Below are 15,890 nucleotides of genomic sequence, written 5' to 3' on the forward strand. Positions count from 1 at the left end.
AGGCTGATCGGCGCGCGCTCTACTCATTGAATAGAGACGGAGTCACCGCCCATACTGAATCGCCGGACGATTCAGTATGGGCGGATCCGGCTCTCGCGGAGGCCCCATGCCCCGGGTGCTGACCCTGCCGGCCTCCACCGCCTTCCTGCCCGCGCTGGCGCAGGGGCTGCTCGACGGCGCGGTGGTGGAGGGCTTCGCGCCGCGCGGCGACCCGCTGGCGCTCGCCCGCGCCACCGTGTTCCTGCCCACCCGGCGCGCCTGCCGCGCCTTCGCCGAGGCGCTGCTCGACGCCGCCGGCGGGACGGCGCTGCTCTTGCCGAAGATCGTGCCGCTCGGCGACGTGGACGAGGACGCCCTCGCTTTCTCCGAGGACGCCCCGCTGCTCGCCGCGCCCCACGCCATGAGCCCGACGGCGCGGCGCATCGCGCTCGCGGCGCTGGTGGCGCGCTGGCGCGCGGCGCTCGCCGAAGGCACCGGCGCGGCGGCGGTGGCGGCGGGGCCGGCCGCCACCTTCGCCCTCGCCGACGCGCTGGCGCACCTGTTCGACGACCTCACCACCGCCGGCGTCGGCCTCGACCGCCTCGCCACCCTCGTGCCGCGCGAGCACGACCCCTATTTCGAGCTCAGCCTCGACTTCCTGCGCATCGCCCGCGCCGGCCTTTCCGCCCACCTCGCAGAGACCGGCCGGGTGGAACCGGCGGTGCGGCGCGACGCGCTGGTGGCGGCGGAGGCCCAGCGCCTCGCCGCGCTCGGCGCCGAAGCGGGGCCGGTGATCGCCGCCGGCTCCACCGGCTCGCTGCCCGCCACCGCGCGCCTGCTCAAGGCGATCTCGCGCCTGCCGCTCGGCGCCGTGGTGCTGCCCGGCCTCGACCTGATGGCCGAGGACGCCGCCTTCGACCGCCTGGCAGAGCCCGACGACGGCGCCCCCGACCATCCGCAATACGGCCTCGCCCGCCTGATCGGCTTCCTCGAGGTGGCGCGGCGCGACGTGGTCCCGCTCGCCGCCCCGGCGCGCCCCGCGCGCGATCTGCTCGCCAGCGAGGCGCTGCGGCAGGCGGAGACCTCGGACGCCTGGGCCCGGCTCGACGCGCGCCTGCCGCCCGCCGCGCGCGCCGGGGCCATGGCCGGCATCACCGTGGTGGAGGCGGAAGACCCGCGCGAGGAGGCGCTCGCGCTCGCTTTGCTCATGCGCGACAGCCTGGAGCGGCCGGGCGAGACCTGCGCCCTCGTGACCCCGGACCGCGACCTCGCCCGGCGCGTCGCCGCCGAGCTGGAGCGGTTCGCCGTCAAGGTGGACGATTCCGCCGGCACGCCGCTGGCCGAGACCGCCATGGGCCGGCTCGCCCGCCTGGTGGCCTCCGCCGCCGCCGCCGATCTCGCGCCGGTGCCGCTGTTCGCCCTGCTCTGCCATCCGCGCGCGCACCTCGGCCTTGCCGCGGCGGACAAGACCGAGGCGCTGGCGGCGCTGGAATTGGCGGTGCTGCGCGGCCCGCGCCCGAGCCCCGGCGCCGGCGGGCTCCGCGCCGCCCTCGATGGCTTCGACGCCGCCGCCTTGCACCCGCGCGACCCGCGCCGCCGCGTCGGCGCGGCCGCGCTTGCCGCCGCCCGCGACCTCGCCCGCCGCCTCGCCGAGGCGATGGCGCCTCTGCTCGCGCTGGCCGGCCGCACGCCGCGGCCGTTCGCCGACCTCGTCGCCGCCCACCGCGCCGCGGTGGAGGCGGTGGCCGGGCCGCTCGACCCGGAGGCGGACGATCCCGCCGAGGCCGCGCTCGCCACCGCGTTCCTCGAGATCGCCGCCGGCGCGGCGGACGGGCCCGACCTTTCCCTGTCCGACTATGCGGACGCCGCCGTCACCCTGCTGTGCGACGCCATGGTGCGCCCGCGCGCCGCGGAACCGGGAGCCGCGCGCCTGCGCATCCTCGGGCCGCTGGAGGCGCGCCTGCTTGCCTTCGACCGCGTGATCCTCGGCGGCCTGGTGGACGGCACCTGGCCGGCTTTGCCCGAGACCGACCCCTGGCTCAGCCGCCCCATGCGCGCGGAACTCGGGCTCGATCTGCCGGAGCGGCGCATCGGCCTTTCGGCCCACGACTTCGCGCAGGGCTTCGCGGCGCCCGAGGTGGTGCTCTCCTTCGCGGCCAAGGTCGGCGGGGCGCAAAGCGTGCCCTCGCGCTTCGTGCAGCGTCTGCGCACCGTGGCGGGCGCCGCGCTCTGGCAGGAGGCGGCCGCGCGCGGCGCGCTCTGGCGCAAGATCGCCGCCGGCCTCGATAGCGCCCCGCCGGTGCCGCGCCTCGCCCGCCCCGCCCCGGCGCCGCCGCTGGCGCTGCGCCCGCGCCGCCTGACGGTGACCGAGATCGAGACCCTGCTGCGCGATCCCTATTCCATCTTCGCCCGCCACGTGCTCGGCCTCGCCGTGCTCGACCCGCTGGACGCGCCGCCCGGCGGCGCCGAGCGCGGCAGCGCGCTGCACGCGGCGGTGGGCGCCTTCGCCCGCGACTTCCCGCGCGAGCTGCCGCCCGACGCCCTCGCTTGGCTGCTGGAGGCGGGACGCGCGGCGTTCCGCCCGCTGGAGGCGTTCGGCGCCGAGCATGCGCTGTGGTGGGCGCGCTTCGAGCGGGCGGCGGCCTTCCTCGTCGCCTTCGAGCGCGAACGCCGCCCCGCCCTCGAGCGGGTGGCGGCGGAGATCTCCGGCAGCACCCTGATCGACCTTCCCGCCGGCCCGTTCGAGCTCGCCGCCCGCGCCGACCGCATCGAGCTGCGCACCGACCAGCGGGTCTCCATCCTCGACTTCAAGACCGGCACCGCCCCGAGCGCCAAGCAGGCGGCCGCGCTCTCGCCCCAGCTGCCGCTGGAGGCGGCCATGGCGCGGCGCGGCGGCTTCCGCGACCTGCCCGCCGCCGAGGTGGCGGACCTGTCCTATGTGGAGCTGAAGGGCGGCGCGGCGGGCGGCGAGGTGAAGCCCATCACCGGCAAGAAGAGCGCCGGGGAGCTGGCGGAGGACGCCCTTTCCGGCCTCACCATGCTGCTCACCGCGTTCGACGATCCGGCGCAGGGCTATCGCTCGCTCTCCGCGCCCCAGTGGCGCGGGCGGTTCGGCGACTACGATCATCTCGCCCGCGTGCGCGAATGGGCGCTGAGCGGGGAGGAGGACGAATGAGCCCGCCCGCCCCCGATCCCGCCGCGCGCGGCCCCTTCGCGGAAGCGACGCGCCGGCAGGAGCTGGCCTCGCGGCCGGAGCATTCCGCCTGGGTCTCGGCCAATGCCGGCTCGGGCAAGACCCACGTTCTGGCGCGCCGGGTGGTCCGCCTGCTGCTCGCCGGCACGCCGCCGGGGCGCATCTTGTGCCTCACTTATACCAAGGCCGCCGCCGCCAACATGGCGAACCGGGTGCTGAAGACGCTCAGTGATTGGGTCGGCCTCGATGACGCCGCGCTCGACGCCGCCATCGCCGCCGCCCATGGCGGGCCGGTGACGCCCGGCCTGCGCGCCCGCGCCCGGCGCCTGTTCGCGGCGGCGCTGGAGACGCCGGGCGGGCTGAAGATCCAGACCATCCACGCGTTCTGCGGCGCGCTGCTGCACCGCTTCCCGTTCGAGGCGCAGGTCGCCGCCGGGTTCCGCGAGCTGGACGATGCCGGCCGCGCCGAGATCATGGCGCGCCTGCGCGCCGACCTCGTGGTGGAGGCGGCGCGCGAGCCGCAGGGCCGGCTCGGGCGGGCTCTGTTCCGCCTGCTGGAGGAAATGTCCGATCCGGGCCTCACCGCCATGCTCGAGGCGGCGGTGGCCCAGCGCGCCGGTATCGAGGCGCTGGGGCCGGACGAGGCCGCGCGCCGGGACGCGCTCGCCGGCGTGCTCGACCTGCCGCCGCAGGCCACCAGCGCCGGCGTGCGCGCGGCGATGCTCGACAGCCCCCATCTGCCGCGCGGCGCCTGGCAAGGCGCGGCCGACGCCATCGCCGCGGCCGGCAGCGCCAACGACCAGAAGCGCGCCGCGGCGCTGCGCGCGGCGGCGCAGGCGGAGAGCGACGGCGAGGCGCTCGCCGCTTTTCTCGACGTGTTCTTCACCGACAAGAACGAGCCGCGCGCCGCGCTCCTCACCAAAGGCGCGGCGGCGGCCGAGCCGGGCCTTGCCGCCCAATTGCTCGCCGAGCAGGCGCGCCTTGCCGCGCTCCAGGAAGAGCTGCGCGGCGCGCTGGTGCTGGAGCGCACGCTCGCCGCCCACACGCTCGGCGCCGAGATCTGCGCCCGCTACCGCGCGGCGAAGGCGGCGCGCGGGCTGCTCGACTTCGACGATCTGGTGCTGAAGGCGTCGGAGCTGCTCAATGCGGTGCCCGCCTCCTTCGTCCATTTCAAGCTCGACCAGGGCATCGACCACGTTCTGGTGGACGAGGCGCAGGACACGAGCCCGGCCCAATGGAAGGTGGTGGAGGGCCTCACCTCCGACTTCTTCTCCGGCGCCGGCGCGCGCGAGGGCGTGACCCGCACGGTGTTCGTGGTGGGCGACGAGAAGCAGTCCATCTTCTCGTTCCAGGGCGCCGAGCCGGCGGCCTTCGGCGGCATGCGCGCCGCCTTCGCCGGCAAGGCCGGCGCGGCGCGCTTCGCGCGGGTGGAGCTGCCCCATTCGTTCCGCTCCGCGCCGGGGGTGCTGGAGGCGGTGGACGCGGTGTTCAAGGCGCCCTCCGCCCATGCCGGACTGACGCTGGAGAACATCGCCCCGGCCCACGCGCCGATCCGCGCCGACGCGCCGGCCCTGGTGGAGCTGTGGCCCACCACCGCGCCCGAGCCGAAGCCCGAGCCCGCCGACGGCGCGCGCGAGGCGGACGACTGGCGCCGGCCGCTCGACGCGGTGCCGACCGACGACCCGGTGAGCGCCCTCGCCGCCCGCATCGCCCGCTTCGTCCGGGCGGCGGTGGCGCAGGGCCTCACCGTGCCCTCGCGCGGCGGGCGGGCGCTGAAGGCGGGCGACGTGCTGATCCTGGTGCGCCGGCGCGGCCGGATCTTCGAGGCGGTGATCCGGGCGCTAAAAGAGCTCGGCGACCCGCGCGTCGGCGTCGCCGGCGCGGACCGCCTCGTGGTGGCCCAGCACATCGCCGCCATGGACCTGATGGCGCTCGCCGACGCGCTGCTCTCGCCCGACGACGACCTCGCTCTGGCCACGGTGCTCAAGAGCCCGCTGTTCGGCTTTTCCGACGACGATCTGACCGCCTGGTGCCCCGGCCGGCCGGGCCGCCTTGCGCACGCGCTGGAAGCGCGCGCCGGCACCGACGCGCGCCTGGCCGACGCGCTTGCCCGGCTGGCGCGCTGGCGCGCGGCGGCGCTGGTGCTGCGGCCGTTCGACTTTTTTGCCGGCGTGCTCGGCCGCGACGGCGGCCGGCGCGCCTTCCTCGCCCGGCTCGGCCCGGAGGCGGCGGACGCGCTCTCGGAATTCATGACGCTTGCCCGCACCTACGAGCAGTGGGAGCCGGCGAGCCTGCCGGGCTTCCTCGCCTTCCTGCGCCGCGGCGGCGCTGAGGTGAAGCGCGACATGGAGGGCGAGCGCGACGAGGTGCGCGTCATGACCGTCCACGGCGCCAAGGGGCTCGAGGCGCCGCTCGTCATCCTCGCCGACACGGTGGACCTGCCGAAGCCGCGCACCGAGGGCGGCTTTCTGAAGGTCGCGTCCGGCGCCGGCGCGGCCATACCCGTGCTCGCGCCGCGCAAGAGCGAGGATAGCCGCGTCATCGGCGCGGCAAGAGCGCGGGAAGCGGCGCGCGAGCAGGAGGAATATCGCCGCCTCCTCTATGTGGCGCTGACCCGCGCCGAGGACGCGCTGGTGGTGTGCGGCGCCGAGACCCGCCAGCCCGGCAAGGGCAAGGCCCACGCCCGGCCGGAGGGCTGCTGGTACGATCTGGTGCGCGACGCCCTCGCGGAAGAATCCGTTGAAGGCCAGGCCCTTGGCTTCGACGGCCCGGTGCTGCGCTGGCGCCGGGGGCCCGGCCTCGGCTTCGCCTCCGGGGCACCGGAGGCCGCCCCGCAGACGCCGCCCGCGGGCGCGCCCGCCGGCTTCGGACCGCTGCCGCCGGAGCCTGCCTTGCGCCTCCTCCGCCCCTCGCGGACCGGCCCGCCCCGCTTGCCGGAAGCTGTTGGAAAGGCGAGCGAATCACCTTCCCTTTCGGCGCTGGTGCGGGGCGATCTCGTGCACCGCCTGCTCGCCGCCCTGCCGGCAATCCCCGACCCGGAGCGCGACGCCGCCGGCCTGCGCTTCCTCGCCCATGCCGCCCCGGGCCTTGCGGCCGCGGATCAGGATAGCCTCCTCGCCGAGGCGCTCGGGGTGCTGCGCCATGCGCCGCTCGCGGACCTGTTCGGCGCCGACAGCTTGGCGGAAGTGCCTGTGATCGGGTGGCTTTCCGGTCCGGACGGGGAGCGGTACGCGGTCAACGGGCGGCTCGACCGGCTGGTGGTGAGCGAGGCGATGGTGCTGCTCGCCGACTTCAAGACCGACCGCAATCCGCCGGAAACCCTTGCCGCGGTGGACGGGGCCCACCTCGCCCAGCTCGCCGCCTATGCCGCCTTGCTCGCCCGCGCGCTGCCCGGCCGGCCGATCGCGGCGCGCCTCGTCTACACCGCCCGCCCGGCCGTGGTGGCGGTGCCGCAATCCGCCCTCGATGCCGCACTGTCCCGCCTTTTGGGCTCACCTCGGCGTGACGCGCCTTGACGGGATGGGGAGTGGCTTCCTACGTTCGGCAACAACATCGGGTATTTTACCCTCTTCGCCCCTACGAGGTGTGCCATGGCCGTGGAAAAGGTTTCCGATCAGAGCTTCGACGAGGACGTGCTGAAGTCGTCCGCGCCGGTGATTGTCGACTTCTGGGCGGAGTGGTGCGGTCCCTGCCGCATGGTGGCGCCGATCCTGGACGAGGTGTCCGGCGAGCTCGGCGAGAAGATCCGGATCGTCAAGCTGAACGTGGACGAGAACCCCCATACCGCCTCCAAGTACGGCATCATGTCGATTCCCACTTTGCTGCTGTTCAAGGACGGCAAGATCGCCTCGCGCCAGGTGGGCGCCGCCCCGAAGGCGAAGCTGGTGCAGTGGATCAACGCCGCCATCTGAGCGCCCGCGGCGGGGCGGCGGATTCGCCCGGCCGCCCCGCCTGCGCATGCTCGCCTGCGAAGACCTCCCCGGGGACCGGCTTCCACGGCCGGTCGAAGCAGGGGCTGTGATCGTTGAGCCGGTCGGCCGCCGCCTCCGCCTCTGCGAACCCGTCATAAAACAGCCCCTCGGCGGGAAAGAGCGAGCCCCCGGGCAGGATCAGGGACACCTCCTCACCCTCGCAGTGATGCTCGTTGCCGTCGAAGAAGATCCACCCGCACGGCGCGGCGGAGGCGGGGTGCGCGACTAAGAACATGCTCGGCCGGAGGCCCTTGGGCCTGCAGGTCATTCTGAAGCTGAACGCAAGGCCCATCGCTTCGCTCCCGGTGCGTCGGCGCTCCCCGTCCATAGGCAATGCCCCAGGCGGGCAGACGTTCCCCCAGGGGAGCGGCGATGGTTGACGAGAGATTGACCGGCCGCAGCAGGGCTTTCGCTCAGGGCGCGCCGGCGCCCTCGCCGCCGTAGCTCACGCCCACCAGATAGAGCCCGCAGGCCGGCGCCATGGGCCCGCAGCGCGTGCGGTCGGCGGCCTTGAGCGCGGCTTCGAGGTCGTCCGGGCTCCAGACCCCCTCGCCGACCCGCACCAGCGAGCCCACCATGGAACGCACCTGGTGGTGCAGGAACGAGCGCGCCGAGGTGACGATGCGGATCTCGTCGCCCTGCCGCGTCACGTCCAGCTGGTCGAGCGTCTTCACCGGCGAGGCGGCCTGGCATTCGGCGGCGCGGAAGGTGGAGAAATCGTGCCGGCCGAGGAGCCGCTGCGCGGCCGCGTGCATGCGCGCGGCGTCGAGCCGCTTCGGCACCCGCCACGCCCGGTCTCGGTCGAGCGCGAGGTCGGGGCGCCGGTTCACCAGGCGGTAGAGATAGTGCCGCTTCACCGCCGAGAAGCGCGCGTCGAAACCCTCGGGCACCAGCTCCGCCGCCAGCACCGCCACGGGATGGGGGCGCAGCTGCGCGGTCATGGCATCGCGCACCTGGTCGGGCCGCCAGGCCTTCGCGAGGTCCACATGCGCCACCTGCCCGGTGGCGTGGACGCCGGCATCGGTGCGCCCGGCGCCGGCGACCGTGACCTCCTCCCCGCAGAAGCGCGCGAACGCCTCGGTCAGCACCCCCTGCACGGTGGGCAGGCCGGCCTGAACCTGCCAGCCGCAGAACGGGGTGCCGTCATATTCGATGGTGAGCTTGTAGCGGGGCATCGGCGATGAGCGCGCGGGCGGGGCGCGCCGTCAAGCGAGCCGGGTTCCCGGCGGCACCTTGGTGCCGGCGAGGAACGCCTGCGCGCCCACCGGCTGCTTGCCGGCCTTCTGCACCTCCACGAGCCGCACCGCGCCCGTGCCGCAGGCGATCGTGAGCTGCTCGTCGAGCACCGTGCCTGGGGCGCCCGCGCCGTCCGCCAGCGTCGCGCGCAGCACCTTGACCCGCGCCTCATCGGCCCCGAGCGGGAACCAGGCGCCGGGAAACGGCGAGAGCCCGCGGATGCAATCGTGGACCTCGCCCGCCGGGCGCGACCAGTCGATGCGCGTCTCCGCCTTCTCGATCTTGGCGGCGTAGGCGACGCCCTCCGCCGGCTGCGGCGTGAAGCCGAGCGCGCCGCGCTCCAGCGCCGCGAGCGCGCGGGCCATGAGGTCGGCGCCGAGGACCATCATGCGGTCGTGCAGATCGCCCGCCGTCATGTCGGGGCCGATGGGGATGCGCTCCATGAGGCCCACCGGCCCGGTGTCGAGCCCCGCCTCCATGCGCATGACGGCGATCCCGGTCTCCTTGTCCCCGGCCATGATGGCGCGCTGGATCGGCGCCGCCCCGCGCCAGCGCGGCAGCAGCGAGCCGTGCAGGTTCAGGCAGCCGTGCTCGGGCACGTCGAGGATCGGCTGCGGCAGGATCAGGCCGTAGGCCACCACCACGGCCACCTCCGGCGCCAGCGCGCGGAGGGCGTCGAGCTCCTCCGGCGGGCGCAGGGTGCGCGGGGTGCGCACCGGAATGCCGAAGCCCTCGGCCAGCCGATGGACGGGCGAGGGCGTGAGGTCGAGCCCGCGCCGGCCCGCGGGCGCCGGCGCGCGGGTATAGACCGCCGCGACTTCGTGGCCGCGCGCGACGATCTCGGTGAGGGTGGGCACGGCGAACTCCGGCGTGCCCATGAAGACGATGCGCATGTTGGTCTCGTCCGCTGCGGCGCGGCGACGGGCACCGGCCGTCAGCCTTCGGCTTCGCGCTTGGCCTGCTTGGTGAATTTCTTGATCACGCGGTCGCGCTTGAGCCTGGAGAGGTGATCGATGAACAGCACGCCGTTCAGGTGGTCGATCTCGTGCTGGACGCAGGTGGCGAGCAGGCCGTCCGCCTCCACCTCGCGGACCTTGCCCTCGAGATCCATGAAGCGCACCGCGACGCGGGCCGGGCGCTCCACCTCCTCGTAGAAGTCGGGGATGGACAGGCAGCCCTCGCTATATACCGACAGTTCGTCCGAGGCGGCGATGATTTCGGGATTGATCAGGGCGATGGGCTTGCTGTCCTCGCCGTCGCGCGCGGTATCGATGGTGACGACGCGCTTTTCCACGCCCACCTGGATCGCCGCGAGGCCGATGCCGGGCGCGTCGTACATGGTTTCGAACATGTCCTCGACCAGCTTGCGGATCTCGCCGTCGATCTTCTCGACCGGCCGGGAGATGGCGCGCAGCTTGGGCTCGGGGATGATGAGGATGGGCCGGATGGACATTTCTGCGAGATAAGCGATGCCGTGCGCGCGGTCAATATGTTCACACTTTGTTCCGAGCTGGAATCGCGCTAGAACAACACCATGTCCGAGGTGCTCTTCATCCTGGGCGGCCGGCCCGTGACCTTGGCCGAAGCCCTCGCAGCCGCGAGCGTGGCCGTGGCCGGCCTCCTGCTGGCACTGCTCCTCGCCGCATGGCGGCAGTCCCGCGCCCGCGCCGTGGCCGACGCGCAGGAGGCCATGCGGGCGCAGGAGCTGGAACGGCGGCTGCGCGATCTGGCGCGCATCCAGGCGGAGACGTCGGGGCGCGTGCAGTCCATGGGCGAGGTGCTGGCCCACCGCCAGGGCGAGCTCGCCCGCGCGGTGGCGGAGCGGCTCGACGCCACCTCCCACCGGCTCGGCGAGAGCATGAGCAGCGCCGCCCGCGCCACCCACGAGAGCCTCGCCCGGCTCGCCGAACGCCTCGCCATGGTGGAGCAGGCGGAGAAGAGCCTGTCCGACCTGTCCTCCCAGGTGATCTCGCTGCGCCAGACGCTCGCCAACAAGCAGGCGCGCGGCGCCTTCGGGCAGGCGCGCATGGAGGCCATCGTCTCCGACGGCCTGCCGCGCGACAGCTTCGCCTTCCAGTACACGCTCGCCGGCGGACGCCGGCCGGACTGCGCCGTGTTCCTGCCGGGGGACCCGCGCCCGCTGCTGATCGACGCCAAGTTCCCGCTGGAGAGCGTCACCTTGTTCCGCGAGGCGACGACGGCCGAGGTGCGAAAGACCGCCGGCCAGCGTCTGCGCGCCGACCTGCTGAAGCATGTGGGGGACGTGGCCGAGCGCTATCTGGTGCCGGGGGAGACCCAGGACATCGCCCTCGTCTTCGTGCCCTCCGAATCCGTCTTCGGCGAGATCCACGAGCATTTCGACGCGGTGGTGCAGGAGGCGTTCCGCCGCCGGGTGGTGCTGGTCTCGCCCTCGCTGCTGATGCTGGCGATCCAGGTGGTTCAGGCCATCGCCAAGGATGCGCGCATGCGCGCGCAGGCCGACCGCATCCGCGCCGAGGTGGGGGCGCTGGTGGAGGACGTGGCGCGCCTGCGCGAGCGGGTCGGCGACCTCGGCCGGCATTTCGCCCAGGCCGGCGACGACGTGGCCAAGGTGCTGGTCTCCGCCGACAAGATCGCCCGGCGCGGCACGCGGCTGGAGCAGCTGGAGTTCGAGGCGATCCCGCCGGCCGAGCCCCCCACCCCTCCCGCGCCCGCGAACGACGAGCGGCCCGCGGCCGAGTGAGCCCGACGCCGGCATCCTGCCGCCAAAGGGCCGGAAGCGATGCCGACGCCCTTTCGGGCCGATCCCCTTGGGGCCTCCGAAACCGCGACGCGGTTCCAAAGGATTGCATCGCGCGCTAAAGCGGCACGCCGAAGAAATCCTCGTCCGCGCCGCCCCACGCCTGGTGCAAAGCGAGGGCGCTGCGCCATCGGACGAGTTCCTCCTCGGTCGCCTGGCGGTGGGTGATGCTGCCGTCCGGCCGTCCCGCGAGCAGATAGCCCCGCCCATTGCGCAGGAATCGGTTCAACGCCTTCGGGTCGTTGGGGCGCACCACGCAGCAGGGCGCCTCGTCCACGAGGATGGTGGTGGGGAGCATGGTCCTTATCTCCTTCCGCCGATCGCCTTGCGCAGTGCGGGCCGCGATGCCCCCTCAGAAGCCGTCCGCCTTGCGGCCCCACGGGTGCGAGCCGGGCACCAGGGTGGCCCTGATGCCGGCCTTCTCGATGTCGGCGAGGCTGCGATAGCAGGTCGCCTCGTGCACCAGCGTGCCGGTCGGGGTGGTGATCGCCACATAGCGCGCCACCATGTCGGCCTCGCACAGATAGCCGCCGCCCGGATCCTCGACGCTGCGCACGTTGCCATCCCAATCCACGAAATAGCCCGCCGTCATGCCGCGCCTCCCCGGGCGCGGAGCCTCTTCCCCCGCCCGTCCGCCCCGACGCAGCAAGGAGCTTGCCAAAGTACCGGCCGCGCACGCGTCTTCATCTTGCGGCTGGCCCGCGTCGCGAATGCCACACGGCGCGCGCCGCGCGCGTCGATTTCCGGACACCACCGCAGGATTATTTGAAGACTATCCGACGTTGCCCGACCAGTCACGCAGGAATACAATAGATTTATTGTTCATCCCATTGTCGAGGCCACCATGAGCGCCGCACCGCCTTCTGTCGCCACCCTCGGCGACATGCCCCGCATCTGGACCTTCGTGCGCGACGCCGCCGGTCAGATCCCGTTCGCGCTGGAAAGCGAGCGCGAGCAGGAGGCCGTGCTTTCCGAGCTGATGGCCTCGCTCTCGTCCGGCTTCACCCAGGTGGCGTTCGACGCGGGGGGCGCCGTGCAGGGCGCGCTCCTGGCGCGGCGCGACACCTTCGAGTGGGGCTTCCGCAACAGCCCCGCGCTGCACGTCACCTATGCCGCGCTGGCGCCGGAGGCCGCGGCGGCGGACCTCGTGCCCGCATTGCTCGCGCCGCTCAAGGAGGGGCGCGCGCCGATCTATTTCAGCGTGCGCGCCGGCAACGCCCTCGACCTCGCCGCCTTGCTGCCGAGCCTCGGCTTCGAGCACCTGGCGAAGAGCCCGTGGGGCGACCTCTATCTCTGGGAGCCGCGCAAGCCCCACTGAGCCGCGCGAGGCCCCTCAGGGAGCGCCGTCATCCTCGGCATCGGCGCAGAGCGCGGCGAGCGCCTGCTCCACCGCGGCGTGGCAGGCCTTGAGGCGGGCATATTCGCCCGCATCCACCACCACCGTGGCGCCGGGCGCTTTGGCCGCCCCGGCGTCCGGCCGTCCCGCGAGCGCCGCCTCGAACAATGCGCGCTCCAGCTGAAAGATGCGCTCGCTGGCGCGTTCGAGATAGGGCAGCGGATTGGCCCGCACATTCTGCTCGTGCAGAGCGTCGAGGCCGAGCAGGGAACGGAAGCGCCGTACCTTGCGGCGTTTTTCGGCGCCGAAATCGTGCTCGATCACGCTCATTCCAACGGCCTCCGCGCTGCGGCGCTGCCCCTCCGGCCGGCCCTCAGGCGCCAAGCAAGACAAGGAAAGGAAGCACGGCGCCGGGCGAACGCCGCGGCCGGAACGACGGGATGCGGCCGGCGCGGTCGAAGCCTGCGCCGGCATCGCGCCGCCCCGTCAATCCAGGGGCGGACCCATGTCGGCGTCCTTCTTCTTGGCCTTCTTGTCCACCTTCGCGAGCGCATAGGCGCCGGCATTCTTCATCGCCACCGGCGGCTGGCCCTGCAGATATTGCGAGATCCAGGTCAGCGTACGCGCCTGCGCCTTGTCCGCCACCTCGGCGTCGAAGCCGGCCGCGCCTTCCGTCGCGAAGCCGTGGCCGGCGCCGGGATAGGTGAAGGCGCTGACGTCCGGCCGCACGAAACGGAACTGGGTCACCTCGGCGAGCGGGATCACGTCGTCCGCCTCGCCGAAATGCATCAGGGTCGGCACCTTGCACTTGCCGCGCTGAACGCTCGCGACGCCGTCGCCGTAATAGCCGATGGCGCAGGCGATGCCGTCGACCGCATTGGCGGCGAGAAAGGCGAGGTAGCCGCCCCGGTCATAGCCCACCACCGCCACCTTGCCGGCGCCCTTCACCGCATCCACCGTCGCCTGGACGGCGGACAGCGTCCATTCGGTGTCGGCCTCGGCGGCGAGTGCCGGGGCCACCGCCACATAGCCCTCCGCCGCGAAGCCGTCGGCGATCTTGCGGACACCCTCGCCAAGGTCCAGCGCCTCGGGCAGGATCACAACGGCGCCCTTGGGGGCCGCGGGCGGGTCGGCCCGATAGGCGGAGAAGGTCTGGGCGTCGCTCGCAGTCAGTTCGATCATGGCAGCCCTCATGGGTTGGCGTTCGCCCGGCGCCGTCGCGCGCCGCTTGGGCGAACACCGCACTCATGCATGTAAAGTGCCAGCACCCGCAGTATTTCGCGAAATACAACACCGGACAGACCAAATATTCATCTGCCATGACGCGGGGCTCCATCAGAGCAGGCCGAGCTCCAACTGCACCTCCTCGGACATGCGGCTGCGGTCCCACGGGGGATCGAACACGAGGTTCACCTTGACCTCGGCGATCTCGGGCAGGGTGCGCACCGCCTCCTCCACCCAGGCGAGCATCTGGCCGGCCACCGGGCAGCCGGGGGCGGTGAGCGTCATGTCGATCTCCACCGAGCTGGGAGTCAGCCAGTCCACGCGATAGATGAGGCCGAGGTCGTAGATGTTCACCGGGATCTCGGGGTCGTGGACCGTGCGCAGGGCCGCGACGACGCGCTCGGTCATGGCCTCGGCATCGAACGCCACCGTGGCGATGTCGTGTTCCGTCATGTCCTTCCCGCCTTTCTGGCGCCGGCCGCCCGGCCGCTCGCGCGACGCCGGGCCCGCCGGAAGCAGCCCGCGTGCGGGCCGTCGGTTTTCGCCGGAGCGGCCTCGGCCTTTCCCGAGATGGGGCAAAGTATTGCCCCGCCTCGGACCTGCCGCTCCTGTCTCGTGTGAAAGACTTTGCAAGCGCGGTGCCACAGGGCCCGGCCTGGACGGGATGACGCAGGCAAGCGCCCGGGCTGCCGCGCCTCAGCGCAGGCCTGCGGCCAATTCCGCCACCACCGGCCAGCCGACCGCGCCCGACGGGTCGAGCACCCGCAGGGCGTCGAGCATCTCGCCGGCCTGCGCCGGCTCCTCGCGCCGCAGATGGATGAACGCCAGCGCCTTCAGCGTATAGAGCGCGAAGCGCGCGGCCCCGTCCGCGGCCGGCGGCTCGGGCGCCCAGGCGCGCCAGTCGGCGGGCCAGCCCGCCTGGCGCGCCGCCTCCGCGAGGCCGCGCCGGGCGACGCTCAGGGCCTCGTCCAGATTGCCCTGATAGGTGTGGATCTTGTAGAGGCAGAAATACACCGGCAGCGCCTGCGGCGCCGCTGCCAGCGCCTTGCGGAACAGGGCGTCGGCGGCCGCCCGGTCCTTGCGGTAGGCGACCACGCCCTGCTGCAGCAGCTCATCGATCTCCTCCGGCAGGTCGCCGAAATTGATGGTGTCCGGGGCAAAGCGCAGCTCGATCAAGGGCTGCCCGGCGGCATCAGTCCCGGTCATTTGATGAGGTGCACCTGTGGACCCGGGGTGGGCTGCTCCGCCGCCTGGCGGGCCAAAGCGCGAATGACGCCCTTGGCGATGGCGCCGGCGCGCTTGTCGATTCCGGTCCAGCAGGCCGCGCGGCCCCGCGGGTCGATCTCCAGGAGCTTCACGCCTTGGGGCACCTCGATGCCGTCGCGCGCGACGCCGCGCACGATGCCGTCGAACGGCGCACGCACCGGCGCCGCGCCGAGATAGCCGATGATGAAGTCCTTGTAGACCCGGGTGCCGATCTCGATGGCCGTGTGCCAGCGGCCGGCGACCTCGGCGCGGGCGAAGCGCGCCGCCTGCTGGCCGCCGAGGCTCGACGGCACGCCGTCCGGCGGCGCGGTGGCGCCGCCGGTGATCACCCGGCCGGCGATGCCGGGCCGGGTCTCCACCGCCACGTCGCAATTGACGTCGCTGGAAAAGCCGGGCCCCAGGCCGACCGCGAGGCGGCCCAGGCGCCGCAGATCGGGCGTCACCTGGTATTTGTTCATGCGCCCATCGACCAGGATGTCGATGGCGCCGATGACGATGAGATCGAGCAGACCGAGCTCGGTGACCAGGACCCCGGCGCCGGCGGCCAGTCGCTCGCGGATCTCGACGCTGGACTCGACGCGCGCCGCCACCACCCCGGCGACGCTGGCCGCATCGTCGTAGAGCGCGTCATGGAACGCCATGCGCCGGCGGATGACCGGCGGCATCGGGTCGTGGGACATCACCACCCCAAAGCCGGCCCAGAACAGGTGAACCGCCACGGCGGACGCGATTTCGTTGGTGCCGAGGATGACGGCGAAGGGCGGGAGGGACCCGCGCCGGCTCCTCTGTCTCATGTCGCTCATGTGCGCTCCTCGACTGGGCTGGCGACGCGAAGCAAGAGCCGGGCCGTTTGTCCATCTCGCCCGCCCAGCGCCACAGGGGCGCTGTTTCCGACGGTAGCCAACG

General features: G+C 73.3%; 16 protein-coding genes. 5 read left to right on the plus strand and 11 right to left on the minus strand.

Features of this window, described 5'->3' with window-relative positions:
- Positions 1-106 precede the first annotated feature (106 nt).
- From addB to trxA, 3 genes are all read left to right on the plus strand, one after another.
- The gene (gene addB / locus ABLE88_RS08400) at positions 107-3,154 is read left to right on the plus strand and encodes a double-strand break repair protein AddB (protein WP_348830987.1); all 3,048 of its coding nucleotides are present in this window, start codon (positions 107-109) and stop codon (positions 3,152-3,154) included.
- On the plus strand, positions 3,151-6,687 hold the full coding sequence (addA, locus tag ABLE88_RS08405; protein ID WP_348830989.1) for a double-strand break repair helicase AddA: 3,537 nt from the start codon (positions 3,151-3,153) through the stop codon (positions 6,685-6,687). Before addB ends, addA begins: the two co-directional genes overlap by 4 nt.
- Positions 6,688-6,762: 75 nt before the next feature.
- Positions 6,763-7,083 carry a thioredoxin gene (gene trxA, locus ABLE88_RS08410; RefSeq protein WP_348830990.1) on the plus strand — a complete coding sequence of 107 codons (321 nt, stop codon included), beginning with the start codon at positions 6,763-6,765 and terminating at the stop codon, positions 7,081-7,083.
- On the opposite strand, the gene ABLE88_RS08415 is transcribed toward trxA, so the two are convergent.
- From ABLE88_RS08415 to def, 4 genes are all read right to left on the minus strand, one after another.
- Positions 7,067-7,435: a hypothetical protein gene (locus tag ABLE88_RS08415; protein ID WP_348830991.1), complete on the minus strand. Its 369-nt coding sequence runs from the start codon at positions 7,433-7,435 to the stop codon at positions 7,067-7,069. The two genes, trxA and ABLE88_RS08415, sit on opposite strands and share 17 nt — an antisense overlap.
- A gap of 121 nt (positions 7,436-7,556) precedes the next feature.
- A complete protein-coding gene (gene truA, locus ABLE88_RS08420; protein ID WP_348830992.1) occupies positions 7,557-8,318 on the minus strand; it encodes a tRNA pseudouridine(38-40) synthase TruA in 762 nt (253 codons plus the stop codon).
- Between the two features lie 30 nt (positions 8,319-8,348).
- Positions 8,349-9,272, minus strand: a complete 924-nt coding sequence (gene fmt, locus ABLE88_RS08425) for a methionyl-tRNA formyltransferase (protein ID WP_348830993.1) — start codon at positions 9,270-9,272, stop codon at positions 8,349-8,351.
- 41 nt (positions 9,273-9,313) lie between these two features.
- On the minus strand, positions 9,314-9,832 hold the full coding sequence (gene def, locus ABLE88_RS08430; RefSeq protein WP_348830994.1) for a peptide deformylase: 519 nt from the start codon (positions 9,830-9,832) through the stop codon (positions 9,314-9,316).
- Positions 9,833-9,913: 81 nt separating this feature from the next.
- Here def and ABLE88_RS08435 point away from each other — a divergent pair, with 81 nt between their 5' ends.
- Positions 9,914-11,101, plus strand: coding sequence for a DNA recombination protein RmuC (locus ABLE88_RS08435; protein WP_348830995.1), 1,188 nt, complete (start codon positions 9,914-9,916; stop codon positions 11,099-11,101).
- A 115-nt stretch (positions 11,102-11,216) separates the two neighbouring features.
- Here the strand turns inward: ABLE88_RS08435 and ABLE88_RS08440 are convergent, their stop codons facing one another.
- Complete coding sequence (locus ABLE88_RS08440; protein ID WP_348830996.1) at positions 11,217-11,456, minus strand: hypothetical protein; 240 nt, start codon at positions 11,454-11,456, stop codon at positions 11,217-11,219.
- 54 nt (positions 11,457-11,510) lie between these two features.
- Complete coding sequence (locus tag ABLE88_RS08445; protein ID WP_348830997.1) at positions 11,511-11,750, minus strand: hypothetical protein; 240 nt, start codon at positions 11,748-11,750, stop codon at positions 11,511-11,513.
- Between the two features lie 252 nt (positions 11,751-12,002).
- Here ABLE88_RS08445 and ABLE88_RS08450 point away from each other — a divergent pair, with 252 nt between their 5' ends.
- Positions 12,003-12,476 (plus strand): hypothetical protein, encoded by a 474-nt coding sequence (locus ABLE88_RS08450; RefSeq protein WP_348830998.1) that lies wholly within the window; start codon positions 12,003-12,005, stop codon positions 12,474-12,476.
- A 15-nt stretch (positions 12,477-12,491) separates the two neighbouring features.
- Here ABLE88_RS08450 and ABLE88_RS08455 read toward each other — a convergent pair whose 3' ends face one another.
- The 5 genes from ABLE88_RS08455 to ABLE88_RS08475 all read right to left on the minus strand — a co-directional run bounded on the left by ABLE88_RS08455 (position 12,492) and on the right by ABLE88_RS08475 (position 15,787).
- Entirely contained in the window at positions 12,492-12,824 is a 333-nt protein-coding gene (locus ABLE88_RS08455; RefSeq protein WP_348830999.1) for a hypothetical protein, read from the minus strand.
- A 156-nt stretch (positions 12,825-12,980) separates the two neighbouring features.
- On the minus strand, positions 12,981-13,676 hold the full coding sequence (locus tag ABLE88_RS08460; RefSeq protein WP_348831000.1) for a dienelactone hydrolase family protein: 696 nt from the start codon (positions 13,674-13,676) through the stop codon (positions 12,981-12,983).
- A 153-nt stretch (positions 13,677-13,829) separates the two neighbouring features.
- The gene (locus ABLE88_RS08465) at positions 13,830-14,171 is read right to left on the minus strand and encodes an iron-sulfur cluster assembly protein (protein WP_348831001.1); all 342 of its coding nucleotides are present in this window, start codon (positions 14,169-14,171) and stop codon (positions 13,830-13,832) included.
- Positions 14,172-14,414: 243 nt separating this feature from the next.
- Positions 14,415-14,924 (minus strand): hypothetical protein, encoded by a 510-nt coding sequence (locus ABLE88_RS08470; protein WP_348831002.1) that lies wholly within the window; start codon positions 14,922-14,924, stop codon positions 14,415-14,417.
- Positions 14,921-15,787, minus strand: coding sequence for a xanthine dehydrogenase (locus ABLE88_RS08475; protein WP_348831003.1), 867 nt, complete (start codon positions 15,785-15,787; stop codon positions 14,921-14,923). The genes ABLE88_RS08470 and ABLE88_RS08475 overlap by 4 nt, the downstream gene beginning before the upstream one ends.
- Positions 15,788-15,890: the final 103 nt, after the last annotated feature.

Origin of the sequence: Xanthobacter luteus, from assembly GCF_040049235.1 — a bacterium.
Classification (GTDB): domain Bacteria; phylum Pseudomonadota; class Alphaproteobacteria; order Rhizobiales; family Xanthobacteraceae; genus Xanthobacter.

Excerpts from the sequence above, each read along its gene's own strand:
- addB (WP_348830987.1), top strand. The coding sequence starts at position 107 with ATGCCCCGGGTGCTGACCCTGCCGGCCTCCACCGCCTTCCTGCCCGCG.
- addA (WP_348830989.1), top strand. The coding sequence starts at position 3,151 with ATGAGCCCGCCCGCCCCCGATCCCGCCGCGCGCGGCCCCTTCGCGGAA.
- trxA (WP_348830990.1), top strand. The coding sequence starts at position 6,763 with ATGGCCGTGGAAAAGGTTTCCGATCAGAGCTTCGACGAGGACGTGCTG.
- ABLE88_RS08415 (WP_348830991.1), bottom strand. The coding sequence starts at position 7,435 with ATGGGCCTTGCGTTCAGCTTCAGAATGACCTGCAGGCCCAAGGGCCTC.
- truA (WP_348830992.1), bottom strand. The coding sequence starts at position 8,318 with ATGCCCCGCTACAAGCTCACCATCGAATATGACGGCACCCCGTTCTGC.
- fmt (WP_348830993.1), bottom strand. The coding sequence starts at position 9,272 with ATGCGCATCGTCTTCATGGGCACGCCGGAGTTCGCCGTGCCCACCCTC.
- def (WP_348830994.1), bottom strand. The coding sequence starts at position 9,832 with ATGTCCATCCGGCCCATCCTCATCATCCCCGAGCCCAAGCTGCGCGCC.
- ABLE88_RS08435 (WP_348830995.1), top strand. The coding sequence starts at position 9,914 with ATGTCCGAGGTGCTCTTCATCCTGGGCGGCCGGCCCGTGACCTTGGCC.
- ABLE88_RS08440 (WP_348830996.1), bottom strand. The coding sequence starts at position 11,456 with ATGCTCCCCACCACCATCCTCGTGGACGAGGCGCCCTGCTGCGTGGTG.
- ABLE88_RS08445 (WP_348830997.1), bottom strand. The coding sequence starts at position 11,750 with ATGACGGCGGGCTATTTCGTGGATTGGGATGGCAACGTGCGCAGCGTC.
- ABLE88_RS08450 (WP_348830998.1), top strand. The coding sequence starts at position 12,003 with ATGAGCGCCGCACCGCCTTCTGTCGCCACCCTCGGCGACATGCCCCGC.
- ABLE88_RS08455 (WP_348830999.1), bottom strand. The coding sequence starts at position 12,824 with ATGAGCGTGATCGAGCACGATTTCGGCGCCGAAAAACGCCGCAAGGTA.
- ABLE88_RS08460 (WP_348831000.1), bottom strand. The coding sequence starts at position 13,676 with ATGATCGAACTGACTGCGAGCGACGCCCAGACCTTCTCCGCCTATCGG.
- ABLE88_RS08465 (WP_348831001.1), bottom strand. The coding sequence starts at position 14,171 with ATGACGGAACACGACATCGCCACGGTGGCGTTCGATGCCGAGGCCATG.
- ABLE88_RS08470 (WP_348831002.1), bottom strand. The coding sequence starts at position 14,924 with ATGACCGGGACTGATGCCGCCGGGCAGCCCTTGATCGAGCTGCGCTTT.
- ABLE88_RS08475 (WP_348831003.1), bottom strand. The coding sequence starts at position 15,787 with ATGAGCGACATGAGACAGAGGAGCCGGCGCGGGTCCCTCCCGCCCTTC.